Raw genomic sequence first — 15,059 nt, forward strand, 5'->3', positions numbered from 1 at the left:
GGCCCCGGCGGGGGCCAACCCCCACCCGTATCTCGCCAAGGAGGAATGACCGCATGAGCACTACGGAGCACGAGGACGAGTCGGCCACGAGCCCGCCGCGCCTCGGCGTGGGAATGGTCGGCTACGCCTTCATGGGCGCCGCCCACTCCCAGGGCTGGCGCACCGCGGGGCGGGTCTTCGCGCTCCCGCTCCGGCCCGAACTCGCCGCCCTGTGCGGCCGCGACGAGGCAGCCGTGAGGAAGGCGGCCGGGCAACTGGGCTGGGCGGCGGCCGAGACCGACTGGCGGGCGCTGATCGCCCGCGAGGACGTGGACCTCGTCGACATCTGCACCCCGGGCGACAGCCACGCCGAGATCGCCGTCGCGGCCCTGGAGGCCGGCAAGCACGTGCTGTGCGAGAAGCCGCTCGCCAATACGGTCGCCGAGGCCGAGGCGATGGCCGAAGCCGCCCGCGCGGCCCGCGCCCGCGGTCAGCTCGCGATGGTCGGCTTCAACTACCGCCGTGTGCCCGCCGCGGCGTTCGCCCGGCAGCTCGTCGCCGAGGGCCGCATCGGCACCCTGCGGCACGTCCGTGTCACCTACCTCCAGGACTGGCTGACCGACCCTTCGTCCCCGCTCACCTGGCGCCTGGACAAGAGCAAGGCCGGCTCGGGCGCGCTCGGCGACCTCGGCGCGCACGTCGTGGACCTCGCGCAGTACCTCACGGGCGAACCCCTCGTCGGCGTCTCCGCGCTCACCGAGACCTTCACGACCGAGCGCCCCGTGCCCGAAGGCGCCGGGGCCTGGCTCGGCAGTACGGGCTCGGGCGGGCGCCTCGGCCCCGTCACCGTGGACGACGCCGCGCTCTTCATCGGCCGCACCGCCTCGGGGGCCCTCGCCTCCTTCGAGGCGACACGCGTCGCCGCCGGGCGCAAGAACGCGCTGACGCTCGAACTCAACGGCTCCAAGGGCTCGCTCTCCTTCGACCTGGAGCGGCTCAACGAGCTGTCCTTCCACGACCACACCGAACCGGCCCCCACGAGCGGCTTCCGCCGCATCCTCGTCACCGAGCCGGAACACCCCTACCTGCACGCCTGGTGGCCGCCGGGCCACGGCCTCGGCTACGAGCACACCTTCGTCCACCAGGCCCGCGACCTCGTGCACGCCCTCGCGAGCGGCGAGCAGCCGGTGCCCACCTTCGAGGACGGGCTCCAGGTGCAGCGGGTGCTCGCCGCGGTGGAGGAGAGCGCGGCGAAGAACTCCGTCTACACCCCCGTACCGCAGCAGACCTCCTGAGAAAGGGCCCCGCATGTCACGTGACTACACCCTCTTCACCGGCCAGTGGGCGGACCTGCCCCTGGAGAAGGTCTGCGAGCTGGCCCGGGACTTCGGCTACGACGGCCTCGAACTCGCCTGCTGGGGCGACCACTTCGAGGTGGACAAGGCCCTCAGCGATCCCGGCTACATTCCCTCGCGCAAGGCGCTGCTCGACAAGTACGGGCTCAAGGTCTTCGCCGTCTCGAACCACATGGCCGGGCAGGGCGTGTGCGACCACCCCATCGACGAGCGGCACCAGAACATCCTGCCCGCGCGCGTGTGGGGCGACGGCGAGCCCGAGGGCGTGCGGCAGCGCGCCGCCGAGGAGATGAAGAACACCGCACGGGCCGCCGCCGCGCTCGGCGTCGACACCGTCATCGGCTTCACCGGCTCGTCGATCTGGCACCTCGTCGCGATGTTCCCGCCCGTCCCCGACGGCATGATCGACCGCGGGTACGAGGACTTCGCCGCGCGCTGGAACCCGATCCTGGACGTCTTCGACCAGGAGGGCGTGCGCTTCGCCCACGAGGTGCACCCGAGCGAGATCGCCTACGACTACTGGACGACCGTGCGCGCCCTGGAGGCCGTCGGCCACCGCCCGGCCTTCGGCCTCAACTTCGACCCGAGCCACTTCGTGTGGCAGGACCTCGACCCGGTCGGCTTCCTCTACGACTTCCGCGACCGGATCTACCACGTGGACTGCAAGGAGGCCCGCAAGCGCCTCGACGGCCGCAACGGCAGGCTCGGCTCGCACCTGCCCTGGGGCGACCCGCGCCGCGGCTGGGACTTCGTCTCGGCCGGACGCGGCGACGTGCCCTGGGAGGACGTCTTCCGGATGCTCGGCTCCATCGGCTACGAGGGGCCCATCTCCGTCGAGTGGGAGGATGCCGGGATGGACCGGCTCCAGGGCGCCCCCGAGGCGCTGGCCCGCATGCGCGCGTACGACTACGAGCGGCCCACCGCCTCCTTCGACGCGGCCTTCAGCACGAAGGACTGACCCCGGCACGACCGCCCGGCGGACCCCCGGCCTTCCGGCCACCGTGTCCCGCGGCGGTACGCCCGGTTCCGCCCGGCCCGTGGCCCCACCCGCCACGGGCCGGTCAGGGCTGCCCGCACGTGTCTTTGTCCTGTGGCGGGAAAAAGACGAACTAGCCTGTGTCCAAGGGCTATGCCGCACGGACAAAGCTCTACTACCGTCCCTGAGCGTGTACAGGACCTCGCGGTACACACGGCACCACGCACCACGCGCACCAGGGCACCACCCGCACCACGCGCAGTACGCACCGCCCGCAGTACGCACGACGTAGCACGCCCCGGACGACGGCGCGCCCGGGGTCACCCGCCCGTACGACCGGCCCCCTGTGGAGGCACTCTCGTGCACAGGAAACGTCAGGGGTTCCGAAGAAGCCTCGCGCTCTTCACCGGAACCCTGCTCACCGCCGCATCCCTCACCCTCGTCGCGCAGCCCGCGGGCGCCGACGAGCCCGAGACCCCCGAGTTCCAGCAGGTGACCCTCGCCAAGGGGGCCGCCGAGACCGGGGAACCGATGTCCCTCGCGGTCCTCCCGGACCGCAGCGTCCTGCACACCTCGCGGGACGGCACGCTGCGCCTGACCGACAAGAACGGCACGACCAAGGTGGCCGGCAAGCTCGACGTGTACACGCACGACGAGGAGGGCCTGCAAGGCGTCGGCGTCGACCCGGACTTCGCCGAGAACCGCGCGATCTACCTGTACTACGCGCCGCCGCTCGACACCCCGGACGGCGACGCCCCCGAGAACGGCACCGCCGCCGACTTCGCACCCTTCGACGGCATCAACCAGCTCTCGCGCTTCACGCTCGACGAGGACGGCACCCTCGACACGGCGAGCGAGAAGAAGATCCTCGACGTCAAGACCTCACGCGGCACCTGCTGCCACGTCGGCGGCGACATCGACTTCGACGCCGACGGCAACCTCTACCTGTCGACCGGTGACGACACCAACCCCTTCGCCTCCGACGGCTACACCCCGATCGACGAGCGCGCGAGCCGCAACCCCGCCTTCGACGCCCAGCGTTCGGCGGGCAACACCAACGACCTGCGCGGCAAGATCCTCCGCATCAAGGTCCACGAGGACGGCAGCTACGACATCCCCGAGGGCAACCTCTTCGCCCCCGGCACCGACAAGGCCCGCCCCGAGATCTACGCGATGGGCTTCCGCAACCCCTTCCGGCTCAACGTCGACAAGGAGACCGGCATCGTCTACGTCGGCGACTACGGCCCCGACGCGGGTGCCGCCTCGTCGAGCAGGGGACCCGCGGGACAGGTCGAGTTCGCCCGCGTGACGGAGGCGGGCAACTTCGGCTGGCCGTACTGCACCGGCAAGAACGACGCGTACAACGACTACGACTTCGCCACCGGGCAGTCGGGCGCCACCTTCGACTGCGCCGCGCCGAAGAACGACTCGCCGAACAACACCGGGCTCACCGACCTGCCGCCCGCGCAGGAGGCGTGGATTCCCTACGACGGCAACTCCGTGCCCGAGTTCGGTGACGGCTCCGAGTCCCCGATGGGCGGCCCGGTCTACCACTACGACGAGAACCTGGACTCGCCCGTGAAGTTCCCGAAGGAGTACGACGGGGACTTCTTCGCCGGTGAGTTCGGCCGCCAGTGGATCAAGCGCATCGAGCAGGACGCCGACGGCACGGTCCAGTCGATCAACGACTTCCCGTGGTCGGGCACGCAGGTCATGGACATGGCCTTCGGTCCCGACGGCGCCCTCTACGTCCTCGACTACGGCCTCTCCTGGTTCGGCGGCGACGAGAACTCCGCGCTCTACCGCATCGAGAACGTCACCGACGGCCGCGCCCCCGTCGTCGACGCGAGCGCCAACAAGACCTCCGGGCAGTCCCCGCTGCGCGTCGCCTTCTCGGCGAAGGGCAGTGACGGCGACGGCGACGCGATCAGCTACAGCTGGAACTTCGGCGACGGCTCCAAGGAGGTCGCGGGGGCCGACGCCGCCCACACCTACCGTACGGACGGCACCTACACCGCCACCGTGACGGCGACCGACGCCACCGGGCTCACCGCGACCGCGAGCGTCGAGGTCGTCGTCGGCAACACCGCGCCGACGGTCAAGCTGGAGGCCCCCGCGGACGGCACGCTCTTCAAGTTCGGCGACACGATCCCGTTCAAGGTGACCGTCACCGACCCCGAGGACGGCCAGATCGACTGCGCCAAGGTCACCGTGCGCTACATCCTCGGCCACGACAGCCACGGCCACCCGATCACCTCGACGACCGGCTGCGAGGGCACCATCACCGCGCCCGCCGACGCCGAGCACGACCCCAACGCCAACATCTTCGGCGTCATCGACGCCGAGTACACCGACAACGGGGGCGGCGGCCAGGCCAAGCTGACCGGGCACGCGCAGGTCCAGCTCCAGCCCAGGCACCGCCAGGCCGAGCACTTCAACACCTCCTCGGGCGTCAAGACCTACGACAAGGCGCAGGCCAACGGGGGCAAGACGGTCGGGGACATCGACGACGGGGACTGGATCGCCTTCACCCCGTACAACCTGACAGGTGCCAAGAAGCTCACCGCGCGCGTCGCCTCGGGCGGGGCGGGCGGCTACCTCGAAGTCCGTACGGGCTCGCCCACCGGCACCCTCCTCGGCTCCACCACCGTGCCGAAGACCGGCGGCTGGGAGACCTTCCAGAACGTCGACGTGAAGCTCGCCCAGGTGCCCAAGAAGACCACCTCGCTCTACCTCGTCTTCAAGGGCACCACAGGACAGGGCGCGCTCTTCGACGTCGACGACTTCGAGATCACCTCGGACGCCGTCGTCAAGGGCAGCAAGCGGCTCCTGGTCTTCTCCAAGACCGCGGGCTTCCGCCACGACTCCATCCCCGAGGGCATCCAGGCGCTCAAGGAACTCGGCACCCCGGCAGGGATCACCGTCGACGCGACCGAGGAGGCCGGGCAGTTCACCAAGAACAACCTCGCCAAGTACGACGCGGTCGCCTTCCTCTCGACGACCGGTGACGTCCTGAACGCCGACCAGCAGGCCGCCTTCGAGGAGTACGTCAAGGGCGGCGGCGGCTACATGGGCGTCCACGCGGCCGCCGACACCGAGTACGACTGGGAGTTCTACGGCGGCCTCGTCGGCGCCTACTTCGACTCGCACCCGCAGATCCAGCAGGCCACCGTGCGCGTCGAGGACCACGAGCACCCCGCGACCGAGAGCCTCAAGGACTCCTGGGAGCGCACCGACGAGTGGTACAACTACCGCACCAACCCGCGCGAGCAGGCCAAGGTCCTCGCGAGCCTCGACGAGACCAGCTACAGCGGCGGCACCATGAAGGGCGACCACCCGATCGCCTGGTGCCAGCCGTACGAGGGCGGGCGCGCCTTCTACACCGGTCTCGGCCACACCAAGGAGTCCTACGCCGAGGCCGACTTCCGCGCCCACCTGCTCGGCGGCATGAAGTACGCCACGGGCCAGGTCAAGGCGAACTGCAAGCCGAACAAGGACTACCGCCCGCTCTTCAACGGCGAGACCCTCGACGGCTGGAAGCAGGCAGGCCCCGGCACCTTCTCGGTCTCCGACGGCGCCCTGCACTCCGAGGGCGGCATGGGCCTGCTGTGGTACCAGGCCAAGGAGTTCACCAGCTACTCCCTCAAGCTCGACTGGCGGATGCGGGGTGACGACAACTCCGGTGTCTTCATCGGCTTCCCCGCGTCGGACGACCCCTGGTCGGCCGTGGACAAGGGCTACGAGGTCCAGATCGACGCCACCGACGCACCCGACCGCACCACCGGCGCGATCTACACCTTCAAATCCGCCAACATCAAGCTCCGCGACCAGGCACTGCGCCCGCCGGGCCAGTGGAACTCCTACGAGATCAAGGTCAAGGGCGAGCGCGTCCAGGTGTACCTGAACGGCACGAAGATCAACGACTTCACCAACAAGGACCCCGAGCGCTCCCTCACGGACGGCTACATCGGCATCCAGAACCACAGCGACGCCGACCACGTGTCCTTCCGCAACATCCAGATCAAGGAACTTCCCTGAGCACGGGCGGGACGCCCGGCCGCCCCGCGGCCTGACGTCCCGCCCCCCGCAACGGCGGTGGGCGGGGGACGCCGGACCCCCGCCCACCGCTCCCCCCACCACCCCGGCGCACCCGCAGGTTCGTATGACAGGAGGCTGCCCATGTCCGCCGAACCGACCCCCACCCCCACCACGCCCCCCACCCCTCCGTCTTCCGCGGGGACCCGCACCGGTGTCTGGCTCATCGGCGCCAGAGGCTCCGTCGCCACCACCACCGTCACCGGTGCCGCCGCCGTCGCCGCGGGACTCCACCCGGCCACCGGCATGGTCACCGAGACACCCGCCTTCGCCGCGGCGGGCCTGCCCCCGCTCTCCTCACTCGTCTTCGGCGGGCACGACACCACCGCGTGCCCGCTGCCCAAGCGCGCCGAGCAACTCGCCGCCGCCGGGGTGCTCCCGCACGGACTGCCCACCGCGCTCGTCGCCGAACTCGCCGCCGCCGACGCGGACATCAGGCCGGGCGGCCCAGGACCCGGCGACACGAGAAGCGACGAGGAACTGATCGCGGCCTTCGCCGCCGACCTCACCGCCTTCCGCGACAGGCACGGTCTCGCCCGCGTCGTGGTCGTCAACGTCGCCTCGACCGAAGCGGCACCCGAGCCGGGCGCCGCGCGCCTGCCCACCAGCTCGCTCTACGCCGCCGCCGCGCTCGCGGCAGGCTGCCCCTACGTCAACTTCACCCCGTCGACCGGGCTCCACCACCCCGCGCTCGCCGACCGCGCGGCGGCGAGCGGCCTCCCGTACGCGGGCCGCGACGGCAAGACGGGGCAGACACTCCTGCGCTCGGTGCTCGCCCCGATGTTCCACCAGCGCGCCCTCGCCGTGCGCGCCTGGTCGGGGAGCAACCTCCTCGGCGGCGGCGACGGCGCCGCCCTCGCCGACCCGGCGGCCGCGGCCGCCAAGAACGCGGGCAAGGAACGGGTACTCGCCGACACGCTCGGCACCGCGCCCGAGGGCGAGGTGCACATCGACGACGTCCCCGCGATGGGCGACTTCAAGACCGCCTGGGACCACATCGCCTTCGACGGCTTCCTCGGCACCCGCATGATCCTCCAGACGATCTGGCAGGGTGTCGACTCCTCCCTCGCGGCGCCCCTCGTCCTCGACCTCGCCCGGCTCCTCGCCCGCGCCCATGAGGCCGGGCTCAGCGGGCCGCGCCCCGAACTGGGCTTCTTCTTCAAGGACCCCGACGGCGGGTCCTCCTCGCTCGGCGAGCAGTACACGGCACTCCTCGCCTTCGCGGGACGACTGGGGGAGACCCGGTGACCCCCGCGCTCGTCCCGCCCCCCGCGCCCGCGGCCGGCACCCGTCAACGCCTCGGCGCCTGGGCCGAACTGCTCCGCGTCTCCGCGCTGTTCACCGTCCCCGGCGACGCCGTCGCGGGCGCCGCCGCGAGCGGCGTGGGCAGGCCCCGCACCACCGCGCTCGCCATCGGCTGCTCACTGTGCCTGTACGAGGCGGGGATGGCGCTCAACGACTGGGCCGACCGCGCCGAGGACGCCGCCGAACGCCCCCACCGCCCCCTTCCCTCGGGCCGGATCACCGCGCGCGCGGCGCTCCTCGCGGCAGGCGCGCTCACGGCGGCCGGGCTCGCGCTCGCCGCCCGCGCGGGCCGCCCCGCGCTGCTCGTCGCGAGCGCCCTGGCCGGCACCGTGTGGGCCTACGACCTGCGGCTCAAGCACACCCCGTGGGGCCCCCTCGCGATGGGCGCCGCGCGGGGCCTCGACGTACTCCTCGGCGCGACGGCGCAACCCGGGGCCCGTACCCGCAGCGCCCTCGCCGCCGCGAGCACCCTCACCGCGCACACCACCGCCGTCACCGCCGTCTCGCGCCACGAAGTGCGCGGCGGCTCCGTGCGCGCCCCGCTCGCCGCGCTCGCCGCGAGCACGGCGCTCGGCGGCGCGCTGGTACGGGGCGCACGCGGCCGTACGAGGGGCCTGCCGCTCCAGGCGGGCCGCCCGCGTACGGGCGCGCGCGGTCCCGTACCCCCCGCACCCCCGGCGGGCCGGGTGGCAGCAGCCGCCCCCGGCCCGCCGGGCACCATCCTCACGGCCGCGCTCGCCGCCGGGTACGCGCTGAGCGCGGGGCGCCCGCTCCTGCACGCGGCGCTCAACCCGTCCCCGCAGCTCACCGGGCGGGCCGTGGGCGGCGGCATCCGCGCGATGATCCCGCTGCAAGGCGCCCTCGCCGCCCGTACCGGGTCCCTCGGCGGCGCGCTCGCGACCGCCGCGCTCGCGCCGCTCGCCAAGGCCCTCTCCAGGCGGGTGAGCCCGACATGAGCGCCCTCAGGTTCGGATACGGCACCAACGGCCTCACCGACGTGCGCCTGCCCGAGGCCCTGCGCCTCCTCGCCGACCTCGGCTACGACGGCGTCGGCCTCACCCTCGACCACATGCACCTCGACCCGCTCGCCGATGACCTGCCCGCCCGCACTTCCCGCGTGGGCGGACTGCTCGGGGAGCTGAACCTCTCCGTCACCGTCGAGACGGGCGCCCGCTACGTCCTCGACCCGCGCGTCAAGCACGGCCCCTCGCTCCTCGACCCGGACGCGGACCGCCGTGCCCTGCGCACCGGACTGCTCCTGACCGCCGTGCGCGTGGCAGCCGACCTCGGCGCGCACGCCGTGCACTGCTTCAGCGGCGTGCTCCCCGATGGGCAGGACGAGGGCGCGGCCTGGGAGCGGCTGCGCGGGGCGCTCACGCCCGTGCTCGAAGCGGCCGAAGCGGCGGGAGTGCCCCTCGCGATCGAGCCCGAGCCCGGGCACCTCGTCGGTGATCTCGCGGGCTTCCACCGCCTGCGCCGACTCCTCGGCGACCCGGCGCCGCTCGGCCTCACGCTCGACATCGGCCACTGCCAGTGCCTCGAACCCGAGTCGCCCGCCGACTGCGTCACCGAGGCGGCGCCCTGGCTCAGGCACGTACAGATCGAGGACATGCGCAGGGGAGTGCACGAGCACCTGCCCTTCGGGGACGGCGAGGTCGACTTCCCGCCCGTCCTCGCCGCCCTCGAAGCCACCGGCTACCAGGGCCTCACCGTCGTCGAACTGCCCCGCCACTCCCACGCCGGACCCCACCACGCCGCGCGCTCCCTGCCGTTCCTGCGCGAGGCCGCCCGCCGTGCCGCCGCGGCCTCCGAAGGAGGTGTCCCCGCATGAGCACCGACACCTGGCTCGCCACCGCACTCGACGAGGCCGCCGATCCCACGGCGACCGGGCCCGGCGGGCTCCCGCTGTGGGAGGTCAGGCTCGCCGAGGCCGGGCGGGCCTGCGGCCCCGGCCGCGCCGACGAGGCCCGCGCCGCGCTCCTGCGCGCGGCCCGCCCGGACACCGCGGCGCTCGCCCGCGTCTACCGCCACGGCACCGGAGCCGAACGCCGCGCGGTGCTCGCCGTCCTCGACGACCTCGTCCCCGACGGCTCCGCGCTCGCGCTCGTCGAGGACGCCCTGCGCACCAATGACACGCACCTCGTCGCCGCCGCGCTCGGCCCCTACGCCGCCCGGCACCTCGACGCGCACGCCTGGCGCCACGCCGTCCTCAAGTGCCTCTTCACCGGCGTCCCCGTCACCGCCGTGCACGACCTGTCGTCCCGCGCCGGTGGCGATACCGAACTCGCCCGGATGCTCGGCGACTTCGCGGCCGAACGCACCGCCGCCGGGCGCCCCGTGCCCGAGGACCTGCGCACGGTGCTCGCACACACCGCCGCCGCCCCCACCGCGGGCGCCCCCCAAGGCGAGGAGAACTGATGCGCATCTTCGACCCCCACATCCACATGACCTCGCGCACCACCGACGACTACGAGGCGATGCACGCGGCCGGAGTGCGCGCCGTCGTGGAACCCGCCTTCTGGCTCGGCCAGCCCCGCACCAGCCCCGAGAGCTTCTACGACTACTTCGACGCCCTCCTCGGCTGGGAACCCTTCCGCGCCGCCCAGTACGGCATCGCGCACCACTGCACCCTCGCCCTCAACCCCAAGGAGGCCGGGGACCCGCGGTGCGCACCCGTGCTCGACGCGCTGCCGCGCTACCTCCTGAAGGACCACGTCGTCGCCGTCGGCGAGACCGGCTACGACTCCATGACCCCCGCCGAGGACCACGCCCTCGCCCACCAGCTCACGCTCGCCCATGAGTTCGGCCTCCCCGCGCTCGTCCACACCCCGCACCGCGACAAGCTCGCCGGACTGCGCCGCACGATCGACGTCGTCCGCGAGTCCCCGCTCGCCCCCGACCGCGTCCTCCTCGACCACCTCAACGAGACCACCGTCAAGGAGGCCAAGGACTCGGGCGCCTGGACCGGCTTCTCCATCTACCCCGACACCAAGATGGACCCGCACCGCATGGTCGCGATCCTCCAGGAGTACGGGACGGACAAGGTCCTCGTGAACTCGGCGGCGGACTGGGGGAGAAGCGACCCGCTGCTCACCCGCACGACGGGCGAGGCGATGCTCGCCGCCGGGTTCACCGAGGACGACGTCGACCAGGTCCTGTGGCGCAACCCCGTCGCCTTCTACGGGCTCTCGGGCCGCCTCGATCTCGACCGCGAGGCCCCGGCCGCGCTCCACGAGGGCAACTCCATCCTGCGCGGGGGTGAGTGAGGTGCGCTTCCGCCACCCGGACGGCTCCGTCCTGCACCTCTCGTACTGCACCAACGTCCATCCCGCCGAGACCCTCGAAGGCGTCCGCGCCCAGCTCCGCGACCACTGCGAACCCGTCCGCCGCCTCCTCGGCCGCGACCGGCTCGGTATCGGCCTGTGGCTCGCGCGCGACGCGGCCAAGTCCCTCATCACCGACCCCGTCGCCCTGCGGGGACTGCGCGCCGACCTCGAAGCGCGCGGCCTGGAAGTCGTCACGCTCAACGGCTTCCCCTACCGGGGCTTCGGCTCCGACGAGGTCAAGTACCGCGTGTACAAGCCGGACTGGGCGGACCCGCAGCGCCTCGAACACACCACGGACCTCGCCCGTCTCCTCGCGGGACTCCTTCCCGACGACATGCCCGAAGGGTCCATCTCGACGCTCCCGCTCGCCTGGCGCACCGCCTACGACGAGGACGCCGCACGCGCCGCGCGCACCGCGCTCACGACCCTCGCCCAGCGCCTCGACGCCCTGGAGGAGACCACCGGGCGCTCCCTGCGCGTCGGCCTCGAACCCGAACCGGGGTGCACCGTCGAGACCACGGCCGACGCGATCGCCCCGCTCACCGAGATCGCCCGCGACCGCATCGGCATCTGCGTCGACACGTGCCACCTCGCCACCTCCTTCGAGGACCCCGCGACCGCGCTCGACGCCCTCGAAGCCGCCGGGGTCCCCGTCATCAAGACCCAGCTCAGCGCGGCCCTGCACGCCGAGCACCCCGACCGCCCCGAGGTGCGCGAAGCACTCGGCGCCTTCGCCGAACCCCGCTTCCTGCACCAGACCCGCACCCTCACGCCCGCCGGGCTGCGCGGCACCGACGACCTCGCCGAAGCCCTCGGCGGCGACGTGCTCCCCGCCGCACAGCCGTGGCGCGCCCACTTCCACGTCCCCCTCCACGCCCCGCCCGCGGCCCCCCTCACCTCCACGCTCGACGTCCTGCGCGACTGCCTGCGCCGCCTCGTCGGCGGCGAGCACCCGCGCACCCGCCACCTGGAGGTCGAGACGTACACCTGGCAGGCCCTGCCCGAGGGCCTGCGCCCGCGCAGCCGCGCCCAGCTCGCGGACGGCATCGCGCGGGAACTCGTCCTCGCCCGCGATCTGCTCACCGAACTGGGCCTCAAGGAGCTGCCGTGACCAGCGAAGCGACCGGTATGACGGAACCCACCGGCAAGAAGCCCGTCCCCCTCCTCGTCCTCGACGTCGTCGGGCTCACCCCCCGCCTCCTCGCCCACATGCCCCGCCTCGCCGCCCTCGGCGCATCGGGCAGCCGCGCCCCGCTCGGCACCGTGCTGCCCGCCGTCACCTGCGCGGCCCAGTCCACCTTCCTCACCGGGACCCTCCCCGCCGAACACGGCATCGTCGGCAACGGCTGGTACTTCCGCGAACTCGGCGACGTCCTCCTGTGGCGCCAGCACAACGGACTCGTCGCCGGCGACAAGCTGTGGGACGCCGCGCGCCGCGCCCACCCCGGCTACACCGTCGCCAACATCTGCTGGTGGTACGCGATGGGCGCGGACACCGACTGGACCGTCACCCCGCGCCCCGTCTACTACGCCGACGGCCGCAAGGAACCCGACTGCTACACCAGGCCCCCGGACCTCCACGACGAACTGACCGAGAAACTGGGCACGTTCCCCCTCTTCCAGTTCTGGGGCCCGGGTGCCGGCCTCGACTCCTCGCGCTGGATCATCGGCGCGACCCGCCACCTCCTCGCGACCCGCAAGCCCGACCTCGCCCTCGCCTACGTACCCCACCTCGACTACGACCTCCAGCGCTTCGGCCCCGACGACCCCCGCTCGCACGCGGCAGCCGCCGAACTCGACATCGCGCTCGCCCCGTTGATCGAGGACGCCCGCCGCGAGGGCCGGACCGTCGTCGTCCTCTCCGAGTACGGCATCACCAAGGCCGACCGCCCCGTGCACCTCAACCGCGCCCTGCGCGAGGCCGGGCTCCTGGAGGTGCACACGCAGGACGGCATGGAGTACCTCGACCCGATGGCCTCGCGCGCCTTCGCCGTCGCCGACCACCAGATCGCCCACCTCTACGTCCGCAGGCCCGAGGACCTGGACGCGACCCGCGCCGCGCTCGCCGGGGTCGAGGGCATCGGCGAACTCCTCGACGACGAGGGCAAGAAGGCGCACGGCATCGACCACGCCCGCGCGGGCGAACTCGTCGCCGTCGCCGCGCCCGGCCACTGGTTCACGTACTACTACTGGCTCGACGACGCGCGCGCCCCCGACTTCGCCCAGCTCGTCGAGATCCACCGCAAGCCCGGCTACGACCCCGTCGAGCTGTTCATGGACCCCGAGGACCCCTACGTCCGCCTCAAGGCGGCGGGCGCCCTCGCCCGCAAGAAGCTCGGAATGCGCTACCGCATGGCCGTCGTCCCGCTCGACGCCGCGCCCGTGCGGGGCAGCCACGGGCGGCTGCCCGAGAACGACGAGGAGGGCCCGGTCCTGCTCAGCTCGGACCCGGCGGCGGTCACCGGGCGCCTCGCGGCGACCGACGTCAAGCCCCTCCTCCTCCGACTCGCCGGTCTGGACGGGTCCTGACCCCGTCCTCTCCGGCGCCACCGCACCACCACCCCACCCCCTCTTCCTCCCAGGGAGCCCCGCATGAGCCGCAAGAAGACAGTCGACGAGGAACTCTCCGCCCGCCTCAGCAGACGAGGAATGCTCGGCGTCGGCGCAGGTCTCGGTGCCGCCGCGCTCCTCGGTCTCGGCGCCGGGCAGGCCGCCGCGCACGGCGGCGGCAACGGCCACGGTCACGGGCACGGCGGTCATGGGCACGGCGGGCACGGCAACGGCGGCGTCCCCGCCCTGCCCAAGGGCCGGCTCGGCATCCAGCTCTACTCGCTGCGCGACAAGGTCGCCTCGCTCGGCTTCGCCAAGGTCTTCGACGAGCTGGAGCGCTTCGGCTACGACGAGGTCGAGTACGCGGGCTACACGCAGGGCACCGGCTCGCTCACGCTGCCCCAGCTCGCCCGCCTCGCCCGCGACCACGGCCTCAAGGGCATCGGCAGCCACGTCAACTACTACGACGACAACAACCCCGACGCGTACTCCTTCGCCCAGAACCTGGAGCAGGTGCTCGACGACGCGCAGACCCTCGGCCTGCCCCACATCGGCACCGCCTCGGGCCCCTTCCGCTACGGCGACACCGTCGACGCCTGGAAGCGCGCGGCCGCCGACTTCAACACGTACGGCGCCGCCGCCCGCAGGCGTGGCCTGAAGTTCTACCAGCACAATCACGGGGACGAGTTCCGTTTCGCCTCCGACCAGCCGCACGTGCGTCTCTATGACGTGCTGCTCGCCGAGACCGACCCCGACCTCGTCTTCCTGGAGATGGACATCTACTGGGCGTACACCGGCCAGTTCCGCTTCTCGAAGACCCCCGACGGCAAGCCCGCCCCCTTCGAGCCGCTGGACTACGTCCTCAAGCAGCCCCACCGCTACCCGCTCTTCCACGTGAAGGACGGCACCCACAACGACCAGGCGAGCGACGGCTACGACATGACGGACGTCGGTGACGGCGACATCGACTACCGAAGCTTCCTCACCGCCGTGAACCACCGCACCCGCGACGCCCGCCGCGCGCACCACTGGCAGGTCGAGCACGACAACCCCGTGGACTCCATCCTCTTCGCCCAGAAGTCCTCCGCGCACCTCCACTCCCTCCGCGAGAAGAAGCACCGCTGACCTGCGGCCGGGGCGACCGCCCGGCCGCCCCGGCCACCCCGCCTGACCACGCCTTATGGAGGTGAGGAGCACCCCGGAGACCTGGTAGAGTTATCCATGTCGCCGGGGGAAACGCCGGAAGAACGACAGACACCTTGTCCGGGTGGCGGAATGGCAGACGCGCTAGCTTGAGGTGCTAGTGCCCTTTATCGGGCGTGGGGGTTCAAGTCCCCCCTCGGACACAGAGCGAGGCCCCTCCAGGGGAGATCCTGGAGGGGCCTCTTCCGTGTGCGCGAGCGTTTTCGGCCGCGCGGCACCGTGCTCCTCGGGCGGTGTTGGGGCGGAGCCGCGCGCCGCCCGGCCCCGCCC

Annotated in this window: 11 protein-coding genes and 1 tRNA gene; all 12 read left to right on the top strand. The window is 72.6% G+C overall.

The features are described from left to right. The first annotated feature begins 53 nt into the window (after window positions 1–53). The 12 genes from ACQYWQ_RS26620 to ACQYWQ_RS26675 all read left to right on the top strand — a co-directional run bounded on the left by ACQYWQ_RS26620 (window position 54) and on the right by ACQYWQ_RS26675 (window position 14,932). Window positions 54–1,274 (top strand): Gfo/Idh/MocA family protein, encoded by a 1,221-nt coding sequence (locus ACQYWQ_RS26620; protein WP_431038116.1) that lies wholly within the window; start codon window positions 54–56, stop codon window positions 1,272–1,274. A gap of 13 nt (window positions 1,275–1,287) precedes the next feature. Then, window positions 1,288–2,292, top strand: a complete 1,005-nt coding sequence (locus tag ACQYWQ_RS26625) for a sugar phosphate isomerase/epimerase family protein (protein ID WP_431038117.1) — start codon at window positions 1,288–1,290, stop codon at window positions 2,290–2,292. Between the two features lie 378 nt (window positions 2,293–2,670). After that, window positions 2,671–6,348, top strand: coding sequence for a ThuA domain-containing protein (locus ACQYWQ_RS26630; RefSeq protein ID WP_431038119.1), 3,678 nt, complete (start codon window positions 2,671–2,673; stop codon window positions 6,346–6,348). Window positions 6,349–6,489: 141 nt separating this feature from the next. Beyond that, window positions 6,490–7,653 (top strand): inositol-3-phosphate synthase, encoded by a 1,164-nt coding sequence (locus ACQYWQ_RS26635; protein ID WP_431038121.1) that lies wholly within the window; start codon window positions 6,490–6,492, stop codon window positions 7,651–7,653. After that, window positions 7,650–8,666 (top strand): SCO3242 family prenyltransferase, encoded by a 1,017-nt coding sequence (locus ACQYWQ_RS26640; protein ID WP_431038122.1) that lies wholly within the window; start codon window positions 7,650–7,652, stop codon window positions 8,664–8,666. Before ACQYWQ_RS26635 ends, ACQYWQ_RS26640 begins: the two co-directional genes overlap by 4 nt. Beyond that, on the top strand, window positions 8,663–9,541 hold the full coding sequence (locus tag ACQYWQ_RS26645) for a sugar phosphate isomerase/epimerase family protein (protein ID WP_431038123.1): 879 nt from the start codon (window positions 8,663–8,665) through the stop codon (window positions 9,539–9,541). The genes ACQYWQ_RS26640 and ACQYWQ_RS26645 overlap by 4 nt, the downstream gene beginning before the upstream one ends. Continuing rightward, on the top strand, window positions 9,538–10,128 hold the full coding sequence (locus ACQYWQ_RS26650) for an EboA domain-containing protein (protein ID WP_431038125.1): 591 nt from the start codon (window positions 9,538–9,540) through the stop codon (window positions 10,126–10,128). Before ACQYWQ_RS26645 ends, ACQYWQ_RS26650 begins: the two co-directional genes overlap by 4 nt. After that, the gene (locus tag ACQYWQ_RS26655) at window positions 10,128–10,976 is read left to right on the top strand and encodes a TatD family hydrolase (RefSeq protein WP_431038127.1); all 849 of its coding nucleotides are present in this window, start codon (window positions 10,128–10,130) and stop codon (window positions 10,974–10,976) included. Before ACQYWQ_RS26650 ends, ACQYWQ_RS26655 begins: the two co-directional genes overlap by 1 nt. Before the next feature lies 1 nt (window position 10,977). After that, window positions 10,978–12,147: a metabolite traffic protein EboE gene (gene eboE / locus ACQYWQ_RS26660; protein ID WP_431039359.1), complete on the top strand. Its 1,170-nt coding sequence runs from the start codon at window positions 10,978–10,980 to the stop codon at window positions 12,145–12,147. A 17-nt stretch (window positions 12,148–12,164) separates the two neighbouring features. Continuing rightward, the gene (locus tag ACQYWQ_RS26665; RefSeq protein ID WP_431039360.1) at window positions 12,165–13,565 is read left to right on the top strand and encodes an alkaline phosphatase family protein; all 1,401 of its coding nucleotides are present in this window, start codon (window positions 12,165–12,167) and stop codon (window positions 13,563–13,565) included. Between the two features lie 63 nt (window positions 13,566–13,628). Next, window positions 13,629–14,711, top strand: coding sequence for a sugar phosphate isomerase/epimerase family protein (locus ACQYWQ_RS26670; protein ID WP_431038128.1), 1,083 nt, complete (start codon window positions 13,629–13,631; stop codon window positions 14,709–14,711). Window positions 14,712–14,847: 136 nt separating this feature from the next. Next, window positions 14,848–14,932, top strand: a tRNA-Leu gene (locus tag ACQYWQ_RS26675). Window positions 14,933–15,059 lie beyond the last annotated feature (127 nt).

This window comes from Streptomyces sp. P6-2-1 (assembly GCF_050613165.1).
Taxonomy (GTDB): Bacteria; Actinomycetota; Actinomycetes; order Streptomycetales; family Streptomycetaceae; genus Streptomyces.